Raw genomic sequence first — 19,994 nt, 5'->3', positions numbered from 1 at the left:
CAAATAAATTGGGAAATTAAAATAGAATAGTAACCTCTTGCTGGTTACTATTCTATAGCTTTTAGGCTATAAGATTCAGAATATATAAAAAAATAAAAAAACAGGAGGATGGATTATGGTAGCAATCTTAAAGGCATTATACGTAGTATTCGCAGCAATCTTTGCAGTTGTATTTGGTAAAGACGTAGCTAAAGCAAACAAAGAGGGGAAACTAGAAGAACAAAGTACTCCAAAAGTTGCTGTAACAGGATTTATAACAGATTTTTTTGATACATTAGGAATAGGCTCATTTGCTCCAACAATAGCAATGTCAAAAGCTTTAAAATTAAACATACCAGATAAGAAAATGCCTGGTACGTTAAACGTAGCACATACTATTCCAGTTGTTACTGAAGCATTTATATTTACATCAATCATACCAGTTGATGGTGTAACTCTAGTATCTATGGTTGTAGCAGCAGCAGTTGGTTCATATATAGGTGCAGGAATAATAGCTAAAATGGACGAAAGAAAGATACAAATGGTTATGGGTGTGACTCTAGCATTAACAGCAATATTAATGTTATTAGGTCATCCTTGGGTTAATGTATTACCAGGTGGAGGAAATGAATTAGGTCTTACTGGTGTTAAGTTAGTAATAGGTGTAGTAGGTAACTTTATACTAGGTGCTTTAATGACAGCTGGTATAGGACTATATGCTCCAGGTATGGCAATGGTTTACTTCTTAGGAATGTCTGCAAAAGTTGCGTTCCCAATAGTTATGGGTTCTTGTGCATTATTAATGCCAGTTGCAAGTATGAAATTCATAAAAGAAGATGCATATACTAAAAAAGCATCAGTTATAATAGCTATCTGTGGTTTAATAGGGGTTTTCGTAGCAGCATATATAGTAAAAACTTTACCAATGGATATATTAAAAGCATTAGTAATAATAGTTATAGCTTACACTTCTGCTACAATGATAATGGCTGCAAATAAAAATAAAAAGACTGCTTAGTATTTATTAAATATTACAGCTAACAATAAAAATTATAAACTGCTTTGGAACGTTAATATTAATGTTCTAAGGCAGTTTTTTATTTATTAGATATAATTATATAAAGCAATTAGTGTGCCAATTATACAACATATATATAAGTTTAGTAAATTAAGTATAAATATAGCTATATTTTCTAAAGTTAAGGTGTAAACTGAAGTTAAATATTTAAATTTAATACTAGATATAAGAAAAAAAGTTAATATATTGATGTATATTAACAAAAATATTAGTATAATAAGTCGAATATAACTTATAATTGAAGAAAATTGAGTTTATAATGACTTGATAGTTATCTGAATCATTTGAATTAATTTGAAATATTGATATTGCTTATGTGTATAAATTAGCCTTGAGTTATATATGACTTAAAAGTAGATAAGGAGTAATTTAATAATTAATTTTGATTAAAATAAATAATATATTGTATGAATCCATAATAGTTTTACAAACTTTAAATCAAAAGATTAAATGAAATTTATAAATAAATAAAAAGTTTTAAACAGCAATCAAAGATTTGTAATAAAATACATCACTCACAAATATATTTATTATATAAGCTGATACCAGAAATATAAGAATTAACAATTGTGGAGGGATAAAATATGATAGCTGTTAAAGATGAGAATAACGTAGTAAACTTAAGAGGGGAGTTAGACAATAAGCTAGAATTTAGTCATGAGATATTTGGAGAGAAATTTTATAATGTGAAAATAAAGATAAACAGACTAAGTGATTCCTTTGATACACTTCCTATGACTGTGTCAGAGAGACTTCTTCAAGATATTGATATCAATAAACAAAATTTAGTCAATGTTGTAGGTCAATTGAGATCATATAATAAAACCTTAAATAATAAAAATAGATTAGTGCTTACAGTATTTGTTAGAGAAATAAAGGCTATAGAAGAGGAAAATAAAGACCCAAACAGCATATTTCTAGATGGGTATGTATGTAAAGAGCCTGTGTATAGGAAAACTCCTTTAGGAAGGGAAATAACTGATTTATTGGTAGCTATAAACAGACCTTATAATAAATCTGATTATATACCATCAATAGTCTGGGGGAGAAATGCAAAGTTTGCAAAAAACTTAAAAGTTGGTGATAGAATACAGCTTTGGGGTAGAGTTCAAAGTAGAGAGTATGAGAAAAAAATAGATGAGGATAATGTAGTGAAAAAAATGGCATATGAAGTATCTATATCAAAAATAAAAAAATTAGATGAAAATAATAATGATTAAATATTAAAAATATATTGTTTTTTCATTAAAAAAACTAATAAATTTGCTATAATAATATATTAAAAATAAATAAAGATTGTTTAAAAAAATACTAATGAAATATCTCTTGAATAGTTGCTCGCCATTTATTATAATGTAATCTGTACATAATTTATAATTGAGAAAATGAAGAGGTGAAGCATTGTGAAAAGCATATTATATCAGATAAATAGACAGCCAGTTAAAGCTAAATATACATCTGATGAATTAGAATGTTTTTTGGATACAATTGAGTATAATGTAGGGGATAAAATATTGCTTGTTGGCCATATAGGAAACCTAGGCAAGAGATTAAGAGGTCTTGGTACTTCTGTGACTATACTAGAGAATAGTAACTATGAAGATGTATGTTATTCTTTAGTATATAATGAAAATTGCAATGTAGTTAAAGGTAAGTTAGAGTTTTTGCCGTTTGATGATAATCAGTTCAACAAGATAATAATAGTAGACCAATTTAATGTTATTACAGATTGTGAAAAAGCTTCATCTGAAATACAAAGAGTTTTAAAAGGTAATGGAGAGGTTATATTAGAAGATTTAAACTTAAAAAATTTAAAAGTTAAACTAAACTATCTTAAGCATAAATTTTGTGGTTCTGTAGCAAAGATTCACTATCCACATGAAGTATTTAATATATTTTCAAGATTAAATTTTGATGGTATGATTAAAGAGTCAAATAAATTAAAATATATTTATGTGGGAAAAAGAAGATAAATGAGTTAAAATATAAATATGGATATAATATAAAAGACTAGGTTAAGCCTAGTCTTTTGTTATAAGGAGATGTAGATATGGAAATAAATTATGAGTTAATAATAATTGTTATGCTCTTTGTAATCCTAATGTCAATTCAATTTACTTTAAATAAGATATATTTAATCCTTAAGGAAATAAGACAAATACTTATGTTAAGAAAAAATAAGGAATGATAACTATGATAGATTTAGAATATATAAAATCTGATATTCAGAACATAGCTGAAGCTATAGTTTCAGTACTCAATATAGATGTAACTATAGTAAATAGAGACTTATTTAGGATTGCGGGGACAGGTATATATGTAGATAAAATAGGTGAAAAAGTAGATAAATATACAGCTTTTAAAAAGTCACTTACAGAACAAATTACAATACTAATTGATGACCCAAAGAGCAGTGATATATGTAGAGAATGTTATAAAAATAATGTCTGTGTGGAGTTTGCAGAAGTATGTTGCCCAATTATATGTGATGGAGAGTCTCATGGTGTTATAGGTCTTATAGCATTTACGAAAGAACAAGCACAGATTATAGAAAATAATAAAAGTGGACTTATAAACTTTTTATGTAAGATGGCAGACTTGATATCCAATAAACTAAAAGCTCAAATTAAAACGTACGAACTAGAATTAGAAAAGAAAAAATTAGAGACTTTATTAAACAATATGGATAAAGCTGTTGTGTCCATTGATGTAGATGGTAAGATTGATAAATATAATTCAAAGTTTAAAGAGCTTTTCAATCTAAAGGACAATATAACTGGGAAAGATATATTCACTGAGCTAGATTTTATAAAGAAACCTTCTATAAATAACTTTAAGAAGGACAAATCATGTAGCTTTTTTTATAGGAGATACGGATATGATTCAAAAGGGATATATAACATCAATAAAATAGTATTAAAAAATGAACTAAAAGGATATGTTATTGACTTTATAGATAAAAGAGATGCTATAAAAAACTACAATAAGATGAATAAAGATTATAAGATAAAACTGGAAAATATAATTGGAGAGAGTATGGCTATAAGAAATTCAAAAAAAGAAGCCTTAATGGCTTCTAAATCTACTTCAACAGTACTTATTACTGGTGAAAGTGGAACAGGTAAAGAGCTATTTGCAAGAGCTATACACAACCATAGTAATAGGGTAGATAATCCTTTTATAGCTGTAAACTGTGCAGCGATACCAGATAATTTATTAGAGAGTGAATTATTTGGATATGAAGAAGGTGCTTTTACAGGGGCTAAAAAAGGTGGAAAACTTGGTATGTTTGAAATAGCCCATAAAGGAAGCATATTTTTAGATGAAATAGGAGATATGAGTTTGCATTTACAGTCAAAGTTGTTGAGGGTATTACAAGAAAAAGAGCTCAACAAGATTGGTAGTAAATCTAATGTTCTTATAGATGTAAGAATTATTGCTGCGACAAATAAAGATTTAGAAAAAATGGTTCAGAATGAAACTTTTAGAGAAGATTTATATTATAGATTAAATGTCATACCAATAAAGCTCCCAAGTTTAAGAGAAAGAAAAGATGATATACCACTTATAATAAAGCATATGATTAGAGAATACTCAAAAAAACTAGATAAAAATGTTATCGATATAGATACTAGGGTTGTCGATGCTATGATTGAATATAGGTGGCCAGGGAATATAAGAGAATTGCAGAATATTATTGAATACAGTGTGAATATGTCTTCATCTCCAATAATTACGATGAATGTAATTCCTCAGAAGATTAAAAATACATCAATAGAAGAATTAGAAGTTAGAAGTGATAAGATAATTCCATTAGAAGAACTTGAGAAAATTGAGATAATAAAAGCTTTAAATAAATACAAAGATTATAAAAGAGATAAAGAATTAACAGCCAAGGCACTTGGAATATCAAGAGCCACATTATATAGAAAAATTGAAAAATACAATATAATTTCTTAGTGATATAAAGTAATATAAGAATACAATAAAAAGTGATATAAAATTTAACTGTAAACAAATAACAATAGTCTATAAAGAGTAGTGGATGCTTAAATCCTGAGAATCTAAAAAATAGTAACTATTAAAATAATAATCGTCTCAAAATGATATAGAATCTCATTTTGAGATTTTTTTTTGTCTTTTTGCGAAATTGTCATCTATTTAGCGAGTAAAAAAAATATAAAATCTATATCTGAGTAAAAAAAAATATAATTAAAAGCAGTTATTTCAATGGATATACAATATCAAAGTGAAAAAATTGAAAAAAATAAAAAATGTGGCATGTATTTTGCTATAAATATAGATAAGAAATTATTTAATAAAATTATTTAAGTACTAAAATTAAACTTAATTGGGAGGTTTATATATAATGAGAGATATAAGAAAAGAATTAGTGGAAATGTTAAAAGCAGAGGTTAAACCAGCAGTAGGATGTACTGAACCAGTAGCTTTAGCTCTAGCATGTGCAAAGGCAAAAGAATTACTAGGAGAAGAAATAGTAGAAAATCACATGTTAGTTAGCCCTAGTATCTATAAAAATGGTATGTGTGTAGGTATACCAGGAACTGAAAGATTAGGATTAAAAATAGCAGCAGCTCTAGGGATAATAGGAGGACATTCTGAAAACGGATTAAGTGTATTAGAAACTTTAACAAAGGAAGAAGTTAAAATAGCAGAAGATTATATGGACAATACTCCTTTATCAATAACACCTGCTGATACAAGAGAGAAAGTTTTTATAGAAGTTGCATTAAAAGGAGCAAATCATAATGCTAAAGTTAGAATAAGAACTAAACATGATAACTTTACATTTTTAGAAAAAGATGGAGAAGTATTATTGGATAATGAACCAAAAGTATCAGTTTCAAATGCTTCAGCAGAAAAAGTTGAGAGCTTAATGGATACTGTAACTATACAAGAATTAATAAAGAATGTAGAAGGCATTGATTTTAAAGATATAGAGTTTTTACTAGATGGAGTAAAAATGAATGAAGAAATGGCTGAATATGGATTGAAACAAAAGACTGGAATTGGTGTTGGATACGGAATCAAAAAGTCTATGGAAGAAGGTCTTTTAGGTAATGATGTTATAAACTATGCAATGATGTTAACTGCTGGAGCTTCAGATGCAAGAATGGCAGGAGTAAAAATGCCTGTTATGAGTTCAAATGGTAGTGGAAATCACGGATTAACAGCAATTCTTCCAATTGTTGCTTACAACAAAAAATTCCCACAATCTGATGAAAGACTAGCAAAAGCTTTAGCTATATCTCATTTAGTAACTGGTTATATTAAGAATTATACAGGTAGATTATCTGCTGTATGTGGCTGTGGAGTTGCAGCATCTACTGGAGCAACTGCTGGTATATCTTGGCTTATGGATGGAAGCGAAAAACAAATAGAAGGTGCAATAGAAAATATGATAGCTGACTTAAGTGGAATGATATGCGACGGAGCAAAAGCTGGTTGTGCATTAAAATTATCATCTGCTGCATCTGCTGCAATACAAAGTGCTATAATAGCTAAGCAAGACTGTTTTGTACCACCATTAAATGGTATAGTTGGTTCAAGTGTTGAGCAAAGTATACAAAACTTAGGAAGAGTAAGTGATAAAGGTATGTCTATAACAGATGAGATAATATTAAATGTAATGAATGACATGAATAAAGTTGATTAATATATTACAATATTTCTTATATTGCAATATATAGTAAAGCTGATATAAATAAATTTAATTAGTACCCTCTAATAAATTATGATTATGTATAAATGGGAAAAACTTGCTAGTGCAAGTTTTTTCTTTTTTGTCTAAAATATATAGTATATGATTTAGTAGAGATATATGATTTACTTAAAATAGATAATATCTTGTTAATAATTGTTGAATATACTTAAAAACTCAATAATATTGGCTAATATTGAATAAGAGTATTGAAAAAGTGAGCAATCTCTTATAAAATTAAGAAGGATTATTACAATTGGAGGTCTTTTTATGGATATAGAAACAAAAAAATGGGAAGTATTGTATTCAGAAGAAAAAATTAATGATAAATTAAAAGAATTAGGAGCAATTATAGAGAAGGACTACAAAGATAAAAATCTTATGATTGTGTCTCTATTAAAAGGAAGTTTTATATTTTGTGCAGATTTAGTTAGAAATATAAACTTACCTCTTAGAGTCAACTTTATGACTACTTCTAGTTATGGAAACAGTGAAGAAAGCACTGGAACAGTTAAGGTTGTTTCAGATGTAACTACTGATATAAAAGGATATGATGTATTGGTTGTAGACGATATTACTGACTCTGCCTTAACTATGGATTTTGTTTTAAAGCATCTAAAAGCTAAAAATCCTGCTAGTTTAAAATGTTGTGTACTTTTAGACAAGCCAAGCAGAAGAAAGGTTGATTTAGTACCAGATTATTGTGGGTTTGAGATAGAAGACAAATTCGTAGTAGGATATGGATTTGATTTTGGGGATTACTATAGGAATGTTCCTTATATATTTAATGTAACTGATGAAGATAGATAAGCAATTATTTAATTTTATAGGTATCTCGATATGATTTTGATAAATTATATTGAGGTACCTTTTTATTTTTAGGTCTGATTTGGAATTATCTTCTATTTATATCAAGCTATAAGTCCAACATAGTAAAATTGTTTTGATAGTTTTATCCAAGTTTTAATTCTGTGTTTGGAAATATAAAAAATTTTAAAAATTTGATAGGAAATACGATTTTTAATTGTATTAGTAGTTGTAGAAGCTTTTACAAAGGAGGAGTTAACTTGGAGGATAAATTGATAATTAAAAATATAATAAAGAAAAAAGAAAAGGGTATGGAAATGCTTATAGATGAGTATGGGAATTTTATAGCATCTATAGTTAGAAGGACTCTTATGAATGCTAAAATTTATGAGGAAGAATGTATTGATGATGTGCTTTTGGCAATTTGGAATAACATAGAAAAATTTGATAATGAAAAAAACTCTTTTAAAAACTGGATAGGTTCTATTTCTAAATACAGAGCGATTAATTATAGGAAAAAGTATATAAGTAGTAACACTTATTTAAATATAGAACATGAAGAAATACCATATATAGATAAAGAGTTGAGTATGAGAGAAATTGAAGAGGAAATAAATGACCTTATAGGCACATTAAATGATAAAGATGCAGAAATTTTTAGAAGATATTATTTAGAAGATATATCACTAAAGGATATAGCTATACAAAATGAAACCACTGTTGAAAACTTACATAATAGATTATCAAGAGGAAGAAAGAAGTTGAGGCTGCATTTAAATAAAAAGAAAGTTTAGAGATAAGATAATTAAGAATTTAAATATAGAAAATATAGAATAAAAGGAGAATTTTTATGAAAGATAAATTTGATTTATTTAATGAAACAAATATAGATATAGAAAAATACGATGATGTTGTATTAAGTAATAAAGAAAAAGATGAAATGAAGAAGAGAATGAAATCTAAGGTTCAATATAGTAAAAAGAATAATTTTAAGAGATATGCTTTAGTAGGAGGATTATCAGTGGTTATTTTAGGTTCAACTGCATTTACTAATGAAACTACCTTAGCATATATGCAACATCTTGGAAAGCAGATAGAATATTTCTTTAATAAGGATACTGAGGAACTTAAACCTTATAAAAATATTGTAGATGATATTGCTACAGATAAAGGAATAGATATAAAGTTAAATGAGATTATGCTTGGCGATGGAGAATTATTTTTAAATATAAGTGTTGATGATAGCAAACTTGATAAAGATGCTTTGGGATTAAAGAAACAAGAAGGATTTTTAGGAATTGATGATATCAAAATAAAGGTTGGAGATATGAATTTTGTTTCAATAACAGGTCCTTCCACATCAGAAAAAAATAAAGATGGTACCACTAATATGGTTATGACTTGTAAGCTTGATAATCTGGATAAAGATGGAGATGGAAAAGGCGATATTGAAAATTTTGATTTACTAAAAAATGTGGATTTAAATAAAGACTATGATATAAATATAAGTATAAATAAAGTTGAGTATGAATTAAATAAAGATATAAAAACATCAAAAGAGATAGAGATAGGAAATATGGGAGGAGTAGAGGGTGAACACCTAAATGGCTATCTTAGCGGGAATTGGACATTTAATACAAGTATAAATGGTTCAAATATAGTCAAAGATACAAGAGTTTATAATGTAGATAAAAATGTAAAATTAAAAAATAAAAATATTGATGTAGATTTAGTCTTAAAAGAAGTAAGAGTCTCTCCTACGAAAATCAGAGTGATTTATGGATTTAAAACTAACAAATATAATTTCAATAAAGGTGATGATACACCAAAGATACTTGAGTTTGCACTTAAAGATGGAAGAGGAAAAGATTTAGAATTACTTAGTGGAGCAGGAGGTTATGACTTAAGTTACTCTAAGGGTAATTATATTGAATCTTCTTTAGAGTATGAAATTAAGAAAGATGTTAAAAACCTAAAAATAACGCCAACAATAGAAGATTGGAGTAAAGAAATTAATAATATAATAGAATTTAAAAATCAAAGTATAGATGTTGATATAAGTAAATAGATGTATTATCACATAATAAATTGTCTGTTCATATAATTATATAGAGCAATGTTAGATACTTGTATAATATTGCTCTAATTTTAAAATAGAGAGGATTTATTATATGGATGATTACAAAGACAATTTAGGTCCAAGTTTATATCAAGATGTAGGGCCAACGGGACCAACAGGACCAACAGGTCCGACAGGTCCTAAGGGAGCAACAGGGGCAACAGGAGCAAATGGAATAACAGGCCCAACAGGAAATACAGGAGCAACAGGAGCAAATGGAATAACAGGCCCAACAGGAAACACAGGAGCAACAGGAGCAAATGGAGCAACAGGAGAAACAGGACCTAGAGGGGCAACAGGGGCAACAGGAGCAAATGGAATAACAGGTCCAACAGGAAATACAGGAGCAACAGGAGCAACAGGAGCAACAGGAGCAACAGGAGCAGATGGAGCAACAGGTCCAACAGGAGCAACAGGAGCAACAGGAGCAGATGGAGCAGTAGGTCCAACAGGGGCAATAGGAGCAACAGGTCCAACAGGAGCAGCAGGGGCAATAGGTCCAACAGGGGCAACAGGGGCAAATGGAGCAACAGGGGCAACAGGAAATACAGGAGCAACAGGAGCAGATGGAGCAACAGGTCCAACAGGAGCAACAGGAGCAACAGGAGTGTTGGCGTCAAATAATGCACAGTTTGTAGTGTCTTCTACAACCTTAACAAATAACTCATTAGTTACATTTAACTCATCATTTATAAATGGAACTAATATAACTTTACCAACAAGTAGTACTATAAATCTTGCAGTGGGAGGTATATACAATGTATCTTTTGGTGTGCGTGCGACACTTTCACTTGCAGGATATATGTCAATCACTACTAACTTTAATGGAACTGCTCAAAGTAACTTTATTGCAAAAGCAGTAAATACACTTACATCATCAGATGTAAGTGTAGGGTTAGATTTCTTAGTCGATGCCAGAGCAGCAGCTGTTACTTTAAGCTTTACTTTTAATTCAACTACATCAGGGACTTCAGCGGCTGGATTTGTCTCAGTATATAGAATACAATAATTTGCCATAGGGGAAAAAATATAAAATAGCAAATATAGTAATGTATAACAGTAGGTAAAATATTAACTGAAAAGTGCTGTTAACAAGAAAGAAAATGATGTAGAGGTTATAATTTTTTAGAAAGTATATTAAAAAATCTCAATCTATTTATAAATAGATTGAGATTTATTATGTATAAAAAAATTATCCTAATATATCTGACATTTTATAAAGCCCAGACTTTCTACCAACTAAAAATTTAGCGGCAACTATAGAACCATCTGCAAAGACTTCATCAGATTGAGAATGGTGACTTAATGTAAGAACTTCATTATCACCTGCAAATATAACATCATGGTCACTGATTATATTACCACCTCTTATAGAGTGTATTCCAATTTCATTTGATTTCCTTTTACAATCTCTACCATATCTTCCATATCTATTTTCACTTTCAGGTAAGACCTCTTTAATTGCATTGGCTATCATATTAGCAGTACCACTAGGAGCATCTTCCTTTCTGTTATGATGCTTTTCTATGATTTCAATATCAAAGCTTTCTAACATTTTTGATGCATCTTTAACTAATTTTATTAAAATATTTACACCTAGAGATGTATTTGAGGATAATAATATAGGAATATTTTTTGATGCTTTTTCTATTTTATTTAATTCATCCTCATCATATCCAGTAGTAGCTAATACTACAGGGGTATTGTTTTTTAGTGCGTATGATAAGATTGGGTTCAAAGTTTCATGATGTGAGAAATCTATTATAACATCAGCTTTTTCAGTTACATCAGTCATTGTCTTAAAAAGTTTCGTATCACCATGATAAGTATTTTCATCAGCAGACCTAGCTACACCACAAACTAACTCTAATTCACTATCTTTTTTTACACATTCTGCTAACACTCTTCCCATCGTTCCATTATAACCGCTAATTATAACTTTTAACATAAAATCCTCCTATGAAATTAATAAAAATTTGTTATATTTCTATAAGTTTATTTTATCACTAATATAATTTATATAAAATAATATTAGTCATAATAAACTTATAATTTGCTGGATATTAAAAAATTTTATTTATATTTAACATATATTAAATATAAGTTTGTATATCTTAAAATTTACTTAAAAATCAATATTAATATATTAAAATCAATAAAGATACATCTTTAAAAATATATAAATTTAGAGTATTAATTTTAAACCCAACAATTTGAGCATTAAAAGTGATATTATTAAATTAGAAGTATCTTAACTTAATATAATAAGATGGGAGAGGTGGCTATGTTAAATGAAGAAAAAACTTATCAAGAAAAGGATGCTAAAGCATTTAATGGAGTAGTAGCTTTGATAATGATTATCTTGTTTTTAGTAGTTTCAATAGGTGTTATGGTTTTTGGAATAATAAAACTTGACAATGGATTCACTGGAATAGGTTCGTTTATGTTAGTTTTAAGTATTTTATTTATAGTGATAGATTTTATACTGTGCTTTGGACTAAAAATGATTAACCCAAAAGAAGCTATAGTTCTAGTTTTATTTGGGAACTACTATGGAACTATAAAAAAAGAAGGATACTATTGGGTAAATCCATTTTGTTCAGCAGTAAATCCAACATCATCAGGAATTAATGTATCAAAATCTTCATCTACTGAAAAAGTAGATATATCCTCTAATCCAAGAGGAAAGAAAGTATCTTTAAAAACAATGACTCTTAATAATGAAAAACAAAAAGTTAATGACTTATTAGGAAATCCTATTATAATAGGTGTTGTTGTAATTTGGAAAGTTATAGATGCAACTAAAGCTGTATTTAATGTTGATAATTATAATACTTTTTTATCAATTCAATGTGATTCAACTATTCGTAATGTTTCAAGACTTTATCCATATGATGTGTCTGAAGATGGTGATGAAAAATCTCTTCGTGGTAGTAGTCAAGAGATAGCAGATAAATTACAAAAAGAATTACAATCTAGGGTAGATATTGCAGGAATTGAAGTATGTGAAGTAAGAATTACTCACCTTTCTTATGCACCAGAGATTGCAGCGGCTATGTTACAACGCCAACAAGCAGAAGCTATAATAGCAGCACGTAAAAAGATTGTTGAGGGGGCTGTAAGTATGGTAGAGATGGCATTAACTAATTTAAGTGAGAATAATGTCGTGACTTTAGATGAGGAACATAAAGCAGCTATGGTGAGCAATTTATTGGTTGTTCTTTGTGGTAATAAAGATGCACAACCAGTAGTAAATAGTGGCTCAATTTATTAGTATAAAAGTAATATCATTAAATTAAGAGTATTTAATTAATATGTAATAAAGTCAAGAGTGCTTAGCTTGTATATAAGAAAATCAGTAAATTAAGGATATTTTAATTAGAGTGTAAGAAAATCAATAAATTAAAAATGTTTAAATTGCATGCAAGTAAATTAAGGGGATGTAACAAAGATAAATTAAATAGCTATAAAAAAGAGGGTGTCTCTAATGAATTAAATTCATATAGAGACACCTTTTAATCAATAATATTATTTTATAATTAGTCTAAGCTTCTAAGGTCTTCCATAAGTTTAGTCTTGTCAGCCGTTTTTTCGTCTTTCATTTTTATAACTTTAGCAGGAGAACCAGCAACAACAGCACCAGCTTCTACATCAGTAGTTACAACAGCACCAGCTGCAACAACAGCACCTTTACCGATTCTAACACCTTCAAGAACAACTGCATTAGCTCCTATTAAAACATCATCTTCAACTATAACAGGAGTAGCAGAAGGTGGCTCTAAAACACCAGCAACAACAGCACCAGCGCCTAAATGAACATTTTTACCAAGAGTACCTCTAGCACCAATAACAGCATTCATATCTACCATAGAACCTTCACCGATAACAGCTCCTATATTTATAACAGCTCCCATCATTACAACAGCATTTTTTTCTATAGTAACCATATCTCTTATTATTGCACCTGGTTCGATTCTTGCATGTTCACTTAAAGTATTTTTTAGAGGAATAGCAGAATTTCTTCTATCATATTCCACATGAGTATCTATTATATCGTTACCATGTTTATCTAATACTTCCATTATATCTTCATAGTCACCTACAAATACATAAGAACCATTGTTTCCAAATACTTTAAATTTATCAGTTGATTGGAAATGTAAAGAGTTAGTATTTACATATACTTTAACAGGTGTTTTCTTTTTAACTTCTTTTATATATCTTGCTATTTCATAAGCATCGTTTAAATTTACCATTTGTTAATTCTCCTTGTATTTCATTATATTTCTTTTATTATATACTCAGATATACTAATTTATCAACTTTAGTATATACTTACTATTATTTATTTTTTAATAGCATTATTATTTTAGCATAATATTGAGTAAATTTATTTGTTATATCATATATTTTTACTTGTTTATATTTTTTACTTGTGATATAGATTTTTACTATCCTAACATACTATCCATGTTATAAAATCCTGGTTTTTGTTTAACCAAGTATTTAGCAGCAGCTATAGAACCACTTGCAAAAATACCACGAGATTGAGCTTGATGACTTATTGTAAGGACTTCATTATCTCCAGCAAATAGAGCATCATGTTCACCAACGATATTTCCACCTCTTATAGCGTGGATACCAACCTCATTTGGTTGTCTTTTTGCACTACGCCCATATCTACCATAATTATTTTCAACGTTTGGTAAAACCTCTTTTATAGCGTTAGCAATCATAACAGCTGTACCACTTGGGGCATCTACTTTTCTGTTGTGATGTTTTTCTATTATTTCTATATCGAATCCTTCTAATAATTTAGCTGCATCTTTAACCAATTTCACTAATACATTTACACCAAGAGACATATTATATGATTGGAATACAGGAATAACTTTAGCCGCTTCATGTATTCTATTAATTTCTTCATCATTATATCCAGTAGTAGCAATTACTAAAGGAGTTTTAGTTTTTAAAACATAAGATAAAATATTATCTAAATTAGAGTGATGAGAAAAATCTATAACTACATCAGCTTCTTCAACTATAGTATTCATATCTTCATAAATTTTAAGATTGCCTTCACAGCTATCCATACCTCTAGCTGCAACACAAACTAATTCTAGTTCACTATCATCTCTTATAGTATCGGCTAAAATCTTGCCCATTTTTCCATCATAACCAGTTGCTATAACTTTTAACATAATTTCCTCCTATGATTAAGGGCTAACTTTTGACCAAACTTAGTCTTTTATCATGCATTAATTTGTACTATGCATTAACTTTTAGTCCAAAGTTAACTAATTCTTTCTTTAATACCTCTAAGTTTGCTGGGTCCATTTCTGCTAGAGGAAGTCTTAAATCTCCAACATTGAATCCTAATAAATTCATTGCAGTCTTAACTGGTATAGGATTTACTTCTATAAATAAAGCAGCGATTAAAGCATCCATACCAAGTTGTAATTTTCTAGAACCTTCTATATCGCCTTCAAAGAATTTAGCTACTAAATCGTGTGTTTCTTGAGGGCAAACATTAGCAAGTACTGATATAACTCCTTGACCTCCTAAAGACAATAAAGGAAGTATAGTATCATCATTACCAGAGTAGATAGCAAAGTCGTCTGGAACTAAGCTAGCTATTTCTGCAACTTGTCCTAAGTCCCCACTAGCTTCCTTTACAGCAACTATATTATCTATCTTAGCAAGTTCAACTATGAGACTAGGGCTTATATTAACACAAGTTCTTCCAGGTACATTGTAAAGTATAATTGGAAGTTTAACACTGTTAGCGATTGTTTCAAAATGACGTTTAAGTCCAGCTTTATTGGCTTTATTGTAATAAGGAGTTATTATTAATAGAGCATCTACTCCTAATTTTTCAGCTTCTTGACTTAAATTAACTGAGTGCATAGTATCATTAGAACCACTTCCTGCGATAACAGGAACTCTTTTATTAACTTTTTCAACAACATACTTAATAGTAGCAAGTTGTTCTTCATCAGTCATAGTATTAGCTTCGCCAGTAGTACCACAAGCTACTATAGCATCAGTACCGTTAGCGATTTGGTATTCAACTAATTCACCTAATTTGTCAAAATCAACTTTGCTATCCTTTGTAAATGGAGTAACTAGAGCAACAGCAGAACCTTTAAATATCATAAAAAATCAATCCCCTCTTTTTTAGTTTTGTGTTTTATATTACAGTTACTTCTAATGCTTATCTTTACTTATTATTAATATTTTACAAAATCATATATTTATACAAATTTGTATACTATACTAAATCATATGATATAGCCATTTCAGCTATTTGGATTGCATTAGTTGCAGCACCTTTTCTTATATTGTCAGCAACAACCCAAAGGTTTACACCATTATCAACACTAAAGTCTCTTCTAATTCTTCCAACAAACACTTCATCTCTATCATCAAATTCTACAGCAGTTGGATATTCATTTTTAGCAGGATTATCAACTACTACAACTCCTGGAGCTTCTTCAAGTGTTTTTACTAAGTCTTCTAATTCAAATGGATTATTAAACTCAATGTTTATAGATTCACTATGACCATTTTTTACTGGAACTCTTACAGTAGTTGCAGTTATTTTTAAGTCGTAGTTATCAAGTATTTTCATAGTTTCGTTTACCATTTTCATTTCTTCCTTAGTATATCCATTTTCAGTAAATGAATCTATATGAGGAAGACAGTTATAAGAAATTTGATGTGGATAGAATCCAGTAGGATTACCAGTCATTCCTTTTTCTAAATCTTCAACCCCTTTAACACCAGAACCAGATACAGCTTGGTAAGTAGAGTAAACAACTCTCTTAATTTTGTATTTGTCATCAAGAGGTTTAAGAGGAACCATAGCTTGTATAGTAGAGCAGTTTGGATTAGCTATTATACCTTTATGTTTTTTTATAGCTTCTGGATTTACCTCAGGAACAACCAAAGGAACATCTGGATTCATTCTCCATTGACTAGAGTTATCTACTACCAAGATTCCATTTGATGCAGCTATTGGAGCATATTTTTCACTAATGCTTCCTCCAGCAGAGAATAACGCTATTTGTATTCCTCTATCAGTAAATGAAGTTTCTTTTAATTCTTCTACTATATATTCTTTACCACAAAACATTACTTTAGAACCAGCAGATTTAGAAGAAGAGAATAAAAATAGATTTTCTATTGGAAAATTTCTTTCTTCTAATACTTTTAAAAATGTTCTACCTACCATTCCAGTAGCACCAACTATTGCCACATTTACTTTTTTCATATTAAATTCACCCCAATTTTTAATTATTAAAACATTATTTGATTTTAGCTATACAAGTAAGATATGTTAATATTTTTATATGTCTAAAAACTTTAATATTATATTAACAACTTTAATTATATACAAAAAACGTACAAAGGTATACTTTGTACGTCTAGTTTATCACTCAAAGTAAACCCTGTAGCTCATCACCTATACAAATAAGTGACAGTATTACACATCTTATGTGTAATCCCAGAAAATATTATTGCAAGAAATATTTTCTTCGGCTATAAATCCTTTTTCCAATCATTAACGCTTGCCAGCTCCTATTGGATACTCTTATTTACAGCTACCTCTACCCTAGGTTAATAGGATATTAAAATTTGATTATTCTAATAATAATACATATTTTAGAAAAAATCAACTTATTTATAGAAATATTGCTAAAATTTAAATCCAAAATTTGTCAATTCTTGTTTTAAGACATTAAGATTAGCTTCTTCCATTTCAGCTAAAGGAAGTCTTAAATCTCCAACATTAAAACCTAAAATATTCATAGCAGTTTTAACTGGAACTGGATTTACTTCTATAAATAAGGCGTCAATTAAAGTATCCATATCAAGTTGTAATTTTTTAGAGCCTTCAATGTCACCTTCAAAGAATTTAGTTACTAAATCATGGGTTTCTTTAGGGCATATATTAGCAAGTACAGAGATAACACCACTTCCACCTAATGATAATAGAGGTAGTATAGTATCATCATTACCGGAGTATATAGCGAAGTCTTTAGGCACTAATTTAGCTATTTCTGCAACCTGAGCTAAATCTCCACTAGCTTCCTTCACAGCAACTATATTATCTATTTTAGCAAGCTCAGCCACAACAGATGGCTTTATATTTACCTTAGTTCTTCCTGGTACATTATATAAAATAATTGGTAATTTAACGCTTTTTGCTATTGTTTCAAAGTGAAGTTTAAGACCTTTTTCATTAGTCTTATTATAGTAAGGAGTTATGATTAAAAGACCATCCACTCCCAATTTTTCAGCTTCTTGGCTCATATGAACAGACAACATAGTATTGTTTGAACCAGTACCTGCTATAACTGGTATTCTCTTGTTGACTTTTTCAACTGTATATTTTATTACAGCAAAAATCTCAGATTCACTCATAGTAGTAGCTTCACCTGTTGTTCCACAAACAACTAGTGCATCTGTGTCATTTTCAATATGGTATTCGATTAATTCACCTAATTTTTCAAAGTTGACATTGTTATCCTCCGTAAATGGGGTAACTAAAGCAACAGCAGAACCTTTAAATAACATATAATCAAATCTCCTTTTTTATTTAAATTTAATTTTTTAAGTACAATAATAATTATAGTACAAATTAATTAATTTTAATAGGTATAGTTAATATCTTAACTGTATAAAGTAAGATATTTATATTATATTAATATTAAAAAAATTTAAAATAAATGTTTTATTCTCAAAATATGCATATTAATTTAATAAAATATACCAAAATGGAAATAAAAAATAAATTTTATGCGAATTTAATAACTAATAATTAATATATTTAGGTTATAATAAATATGTGCGTAAAAATAAATAATAAGCATTAACATAGAAAATTTAGGAGGAATAATATGGATACTTTAAAGGAACTTTTTAAAATAGGAAGTGGACCTTCAAGTTCTCATACTATGGGGCCACAAAGAGCAGCGGAAAGATTTAAAAATGAAAATCCAGATGCAGAAAGTTTTAGAGCAATATTATATGGTAGTTTAGCTGCTACAGGAAAAGGTCACTTAACAGATTATATAATTGAAAAAACTATAGCTCCAAAGAAAGTTGAAATCGTTTGGGAGGAAGATATAATAAAAGATTTTCATCCAAATGGAATGAAGTTTGAAGCTTTAGATAAAGATGGAAATGTGACAGCTGAATGGACTGTATATTCTGTTGGTGGAGGAACTATAGCAGAAGAAGGTCAAAGAAACAGTAAAAGCAATAGTATATATCACTTAGACACTATGGATGAAATAGTGAAATGGTGTAAAGAAAATAATAAAACTTTAGTTGATTTTGTGTTAGAATGTGAACCATCTGATATAAAAGACTATATAAAAACTATAAAAGATGCTATGAGAAAATCTATTGATGATGGACTAAGCACAGATGAAGTAATACCAGGTAAATTATTATTAAAAAGAAGAGCAAATAATTTTTATAAAGCGTATCAAGAAGATAAAAGTTTTTCAACACTTGTATATGCATATGCACTAGCAGCTTCAGAGCAAAATGCTTCTGGTAATATAATAGTTACAGCACCGACTTGTGGTTCTGCTGGGGTAATACCAGGAATATTCTTTGCAATGCAAGATTTTTATAAATACGATGATGAAAAAATAATTGAAGCATTACTTGTAGCTGGAATAATTGGAAATATAATAAAAACTAATGCATCAATATCTGGTGCAGAAGTAGGATGTCAAGGTGAGGTTGGAGCAGCTTGTTCGATGGCAGCAGCGGCAGTAGCGTATTTAAAGGGTGGTACTATAGACCATATTGAATATGCAGCAGAGATAGCACTTGAACATCATCTAGGAATGACTTGTGACCCTGTATATGGATATGTTCAAATTCCATGTATAGAAAGAAATGCAATGGCAGCTCAAAGAGCTTATGATGCAGCTAAGTATGCATTATTAACTGATGGCTCACATTCTGTCTCCTTGGACCAAGTCGTTGAAACAATGAAAGAAACTGGTATCGATATGATGGATAAATACAAAGAAACTGCAAAAGGTGGACTTGCTAAACACTTCTTCTCTTGCTAAAATTAAAAATTTTTCAATAATAATTCCCCTGTTTTGATTTATGAAACAGGGGAATTATTATTAATGGTGAATTATTTAATAATGCAAAATATTTTTATATTCAATTTAGTTTTTTATTTTTAAATATGAAAGTATATTATATAATATTTTAATTATAAGAGATATAGAAATATTTTTATAATAAATTATAAT

General features: G+C 29.0%; 17 protein-coding genes, 1 pseudogene and 1 riboswitch. Of the genes and pseudogenes, 12 read left to right on the top strand and 6 right to left on the bottom strand.

The genetic code is table 11. The features are described 5' to 3' along the window. Positions 1-115: 115 nt before the first annotated feature. The 10 genes and pseudogenes from IC758_RS17285 to IC758_RS17240 form a co-directional block, all read left to right on the top strand. A complete protein-coding gene (locus IC758_RS17285; RefSeq protein ID WP_227433711.1) occupies positions 116-997 on the top strand; it encodes a TSUP family transporter in 882 nt (293 codons plus the stop codon). A 644-nt stretch (positions 998-1,641) separates the two neighbouring features. Next, positions 1,642-2,277, top strand: a complete 636-nt coding sequence (locus tag IC758_RS17280) for a single-stranded DNA-binding protein (RefSeq protein WP_227433712.1) — start codon at positions 1,642-1,644, stop codon at positions 2,275-2,277. Between the two features lie 183 nt (positions 2,278-2,460). After that, positions 2,461-3,030, top strand: a complete 570-nt coding sequence (locus IC758_RS17275; protein ID WP_227433713.1) for a class I SAM-dependent methyltransferase — start codon at positions 2,461-2,463, stop codon at positions 3,028-3,030. A 77-nt stretch (positions 3,031-3,107) separates the two neighbouring features. After that, entirely contained in the window at positions 3,108-3,245 is a 138-nt protein-coding gene (locus IC758_RS17270; RefSeq protein WP_167639843.1) for a hypothetical protein, read from the top strand. Then, positions 3,242-5,017: a sigma-54 interaction domain-containing protein gene (locus IC758_RS17265; protein WP_227433714.1), complete on the top strand. Its 1,776-nt coding sequence runs from the start codon at positions 3,242-3,244 to the stop codon at positions 5,015-5,017. The genes IC758_RS17270 and IC758_RS17265 overlap by 4 nt, the downstream gene beginning before the upstream one ends. A gap of 409 nt (positions 5,018-5,426) precedes the next feature. Beyond that, positions 5,427-6,734, top strand: a complete 1,308-nt coding sequence (locus tag IC758_RS17260) for a serine dehydratase subunit alpha family protein (RefSeq protein WP_227433715.1) — start codon at positions 5,427-5,429, stop codon at positions 6,732-6,734. Positions 6,735-7,049: 315 nt separating this feature from the next. Next, on the top strand, positions 7,050-7,589 hold the full coding sequence (gene hpt / locus IC758_RS17255; RefSeq protein WP_227433716.1) for a hypoxanthine phosphoribosyltransferase: 540 nt from the start codon (positions 7,050-7,052) through the stop codon (positions 7,587-7,589). A 257-nt stretch (positions 7,590-7,846) separates the two neighbouring features. After that, positions 7,847-8,380, top strand: coding sequence for a sigma-70 family RNA polymerase sigma factor (locus IC758_RS17250; protein ID WP_227433717.1), 534 nt, complete (start codon positions 7,847-7,849; stop codon positions 8,378-8,380). A 56-nt stretch (positions 8,381-8,436) separates the two neighbouring features. Continuing rightward, positions 8,437-9,654, top strand: coding sequence for a DUF4179 domain-containing protein (locus IC758_RS17245; RefSeq protein WP_227433718.1), 1,218 nt, complete (start codon positions 8,437-8,439; stop codon positions 9,652-9,654). Between the two features lie 148 nt (positions 9,655-9,802). Beyond that, a pseudogene (locus tag IC758_RS17240) lies at positions 9,803-10,714 on the top strand (exosporium protein); the annotation flags it as partial. Between the two features lie 183 nt (positions 10,715-10,897). Here IC758_RS17240 and dapB (IC758_RS17235) read toward each other — a convergent pair. Continuing rightward, complete coding sequence (gene dapB, locus IC758_RS17235; protein ID WP_227860635.1) at positions 10,898-11,653, bottom strand: 4-hydroxy-tetrahydrodipicolinate reductase; 756 nt, start codon at positions 11,651-11,653, stop codon at positions 10,898-10,900. 336 nt (positions 11,654-11,989) lie between these two features. Between dapB (IC758_RS17235) and IC758_RS17230 the strand changes: the two genes are divergently transcribed. After that, positions 11,990-12,979, top strand: a complete 990-nt coding sequence (locus IC758_RS17230; RefSeq protein ID WP_227433721.1) for an SPFH domain-containing protein — start codon at positions 11,990-11,992, stop codon at positions 12,977-12,979. Positions 12,980-13,244: 265 nt separating this feature from the next. Here the strand turns inward: IC758_RS17230 and dapD are convergent, their stop codons facing one another. The 5 genes from dapD to dapA (IC758_RS17205) all read right to left on the bottom strand — a co-directional run bounded on the left by dapD (position 13,245) and on the right by dapA (IC758_RS17205) (position 18,285). Continuing rightward, complete coding sequence (gene dapD / locus IC758_RS17225) at positions 13,245-13,961, bottom strand: 2,3,4,5-tetrahydropyridine-2,6-dicarboxylate N-acetyltransferase (RefSeq protein WP_227433722.1); 717 nt, start codon at positions 13,959-13,961, stop codon at positions 13,245-13,247. A gap of 195 nt (positions 13,962-14,156) precedes the next feature. Then, positions 14,157-14,906 carry a 4-hydroxy-tetrahydrodipicolinate reductase gene (dapB, locus tag IC758_RS17220; protein ID WP_227433723.1) on the bottom strand — a complete coding sequence of 250 codons (750 nt, stop codon included), beginning with the start codon at positions 14,904-14,906 and terminating at the stop codon, positions 14,157-14,159. A gap of 67 nt (positions 14,907-14,973) precedes the next feature. After that, positions 14,974-15,861: a 4-hydroxy-tetrahydrodipicolinate synthase gene (dapA, locus tag IC758_RS17215; protein ID WP_227433724.1), complete on the bottom strand. Its 888-nt coding sequence runs from the start codon at positions 15,859-15,861 to the stop codon at positions 14,974-14,976. Positions 15,862-15,976: 115 nt separating this feature from the next. Beyond that, on the bottom strand, positions 15,977-16,978 hold the full coding sequence (locus IC758_RS17210) for an aspartate-semialdehyde dehydrogenase (protein WP_227433725.1): 1,002 nt from the start codon (positions 16,976-16,978) through the stop codon (positions 15,977-15,979). 173 nt (positions 16,979-17,151) lie between these two features. Continuing rightward, positions 17,152-17,326, bottom strand: a riboswitch (Lysine riboswitch). A 77-nt stretch (positions 17,327-17,403) separates the two neighbouring features. Then, positions 17,404-18,285 carry a 4-hydroxy-tetrahydrodipicolinate synthase gene (dapA, locus tag IC758_RS17205; RefSeq protein ID WP_227481879.1) on the bottom strand — a complete coding sequence of 294 codons (882 nt, stop codon included), beginning with the start codon at positions 18,283-18,285 and terminating at the stop codon, positions 17,404-17,406. A 323-nt stretch (positions 18,286-18,608) separates the two neighbouring features. On the opposite strand from dapA (IC758_RS17205), the gene IC758_RS17200 reads away from it, so the two are divergent. Then, on the top strand, positions 18,609-19,802 hold the full coding sequence (locus IC758_RS17200; RefSeq protein WP_227433727.1) for an L-serine ammonia-lyase: 1,194 nt from the start codon (positions 18,609-18,611) through the stop codon (positions 19,800-19,802). Positions 19,803-19,994: the final 192 nt, after the last annotated feature.

This window comes from Clostridioides sp. ES-W-0016-02 (assembly GCF_020641035.1).
Taxonomy (GTDB): domain Bacteria; phylum Bacillota; class Clostridia; order Peptostreptococcales; family Peptostreptococcaceae; genus Clostridioides.
This window is presented reverse-complemented; position numbering and strand designations above follow the sequence as displayed.

Excerpts from the sequence above, each read along its gene's own strand:
- dapB (WP_227860635.1), bottom strand. The coding sequence starts at position 11,653 with ATGTTAAAAGTTATAATTAGCGGTTATAATGGAACGATGGGAAGAGTG.
- dapA (WP_227433724.1), bottom strand. The coding sequence starts at position 15,861 with ATGATATTTAAAGGTTCTGCTGTTGCTCTAGTTACTCCATTTACAAAG.
- dapD (WP_227433722.1), bottom strand. The coding sequence starts at position 13,961 with ATGGTAAATTTAAACGATGCTTATGAAATAGCAAGATATATAAAAGAA.
- IC758_RS17210 (WP_227433725.1), bottom strand. The coding sequence starts at position 16,978 with ATGAAAAAAGTAAATGTGGCAATAGTTGGTGCTACTGGAATGGTAGGT.
- IC758_RS17245 (WP_227433718.1), top strand. The coding sequence starts at position 8,437 with ATGAAAGATAAATTTGATTTATTTAATGAAACAAATATAGATATAGAA.
- IC758_RS17260 (WP_227433715.1), top strand. The coding sequence starts at position 5,427 with ATGAGAGATATAAGAAAAGAATTAGTGGAAATGTTAAAAGCAGAGGTT.
- IC758_RS17280 (WP_227433712.1), top strand. The coding sequence starts at position 1,642 with ATGATAGCTGTTAAAGATGAGAATAACGTAGTAAACTTAAGAGGGGAG.
- IC758_RS17285 (WP_227433711.1), top strand. The coding sequence starts at position 116 with ATGGTAGCAATCTTAAAGGCATTATACGTAGTATTCGCAGCAATCTTT.
- IC758_RS17270 (WP_167639843.1), top strand. The coding sequence starts at position 3,108 with ATGGAAATAAATTATGAGTTAATAATAATTGTTATGCTCTTTGTAATC.
- IC758_RS17230 (WP_227433721.1), top strand. The coding sequence starts at position 11,990 with ATGTTAAATGAAGAAAAAACTTATCAAGAAAAGGATGCTAAAGCATTT.
- hpt (WP_227433716.1), top strand. The coding sequence starts at position 7,050 with ATGGATATAGAAACAAAAAAATGGGAAGTATTGTATTCAGAAGAAAAA.
- dapB (WP_227433723.1), bottom strand. The coding sequence starts at position 14,906 with ATGTTAAAAGTTATAGCAACTGGTTATGATGGAAAAATGGGCAAGATT.
- dapA (WP_227481879.1), bottom strand. The coding sequence starts at position 18,285 with ATGTTATTTAAAGGTTCTGCTGTTGCTTTAGTTACCCCATTTACGGAG.
- IC758_RS17200 (WP_227433727.1), top strand. The coding sequence starts at position 18,609 with ATGGATACTTTAAAGGAACTTTTTAAAATAGGAAGTGGACCTTCAAGT.
- IC758_RS17265 (WP_227433714.1), top strand. The coding sequence starts at position 3,242 with ATGATAACTATGATAGATTTAGAATATATAAAATCTGATATTCAGAAC.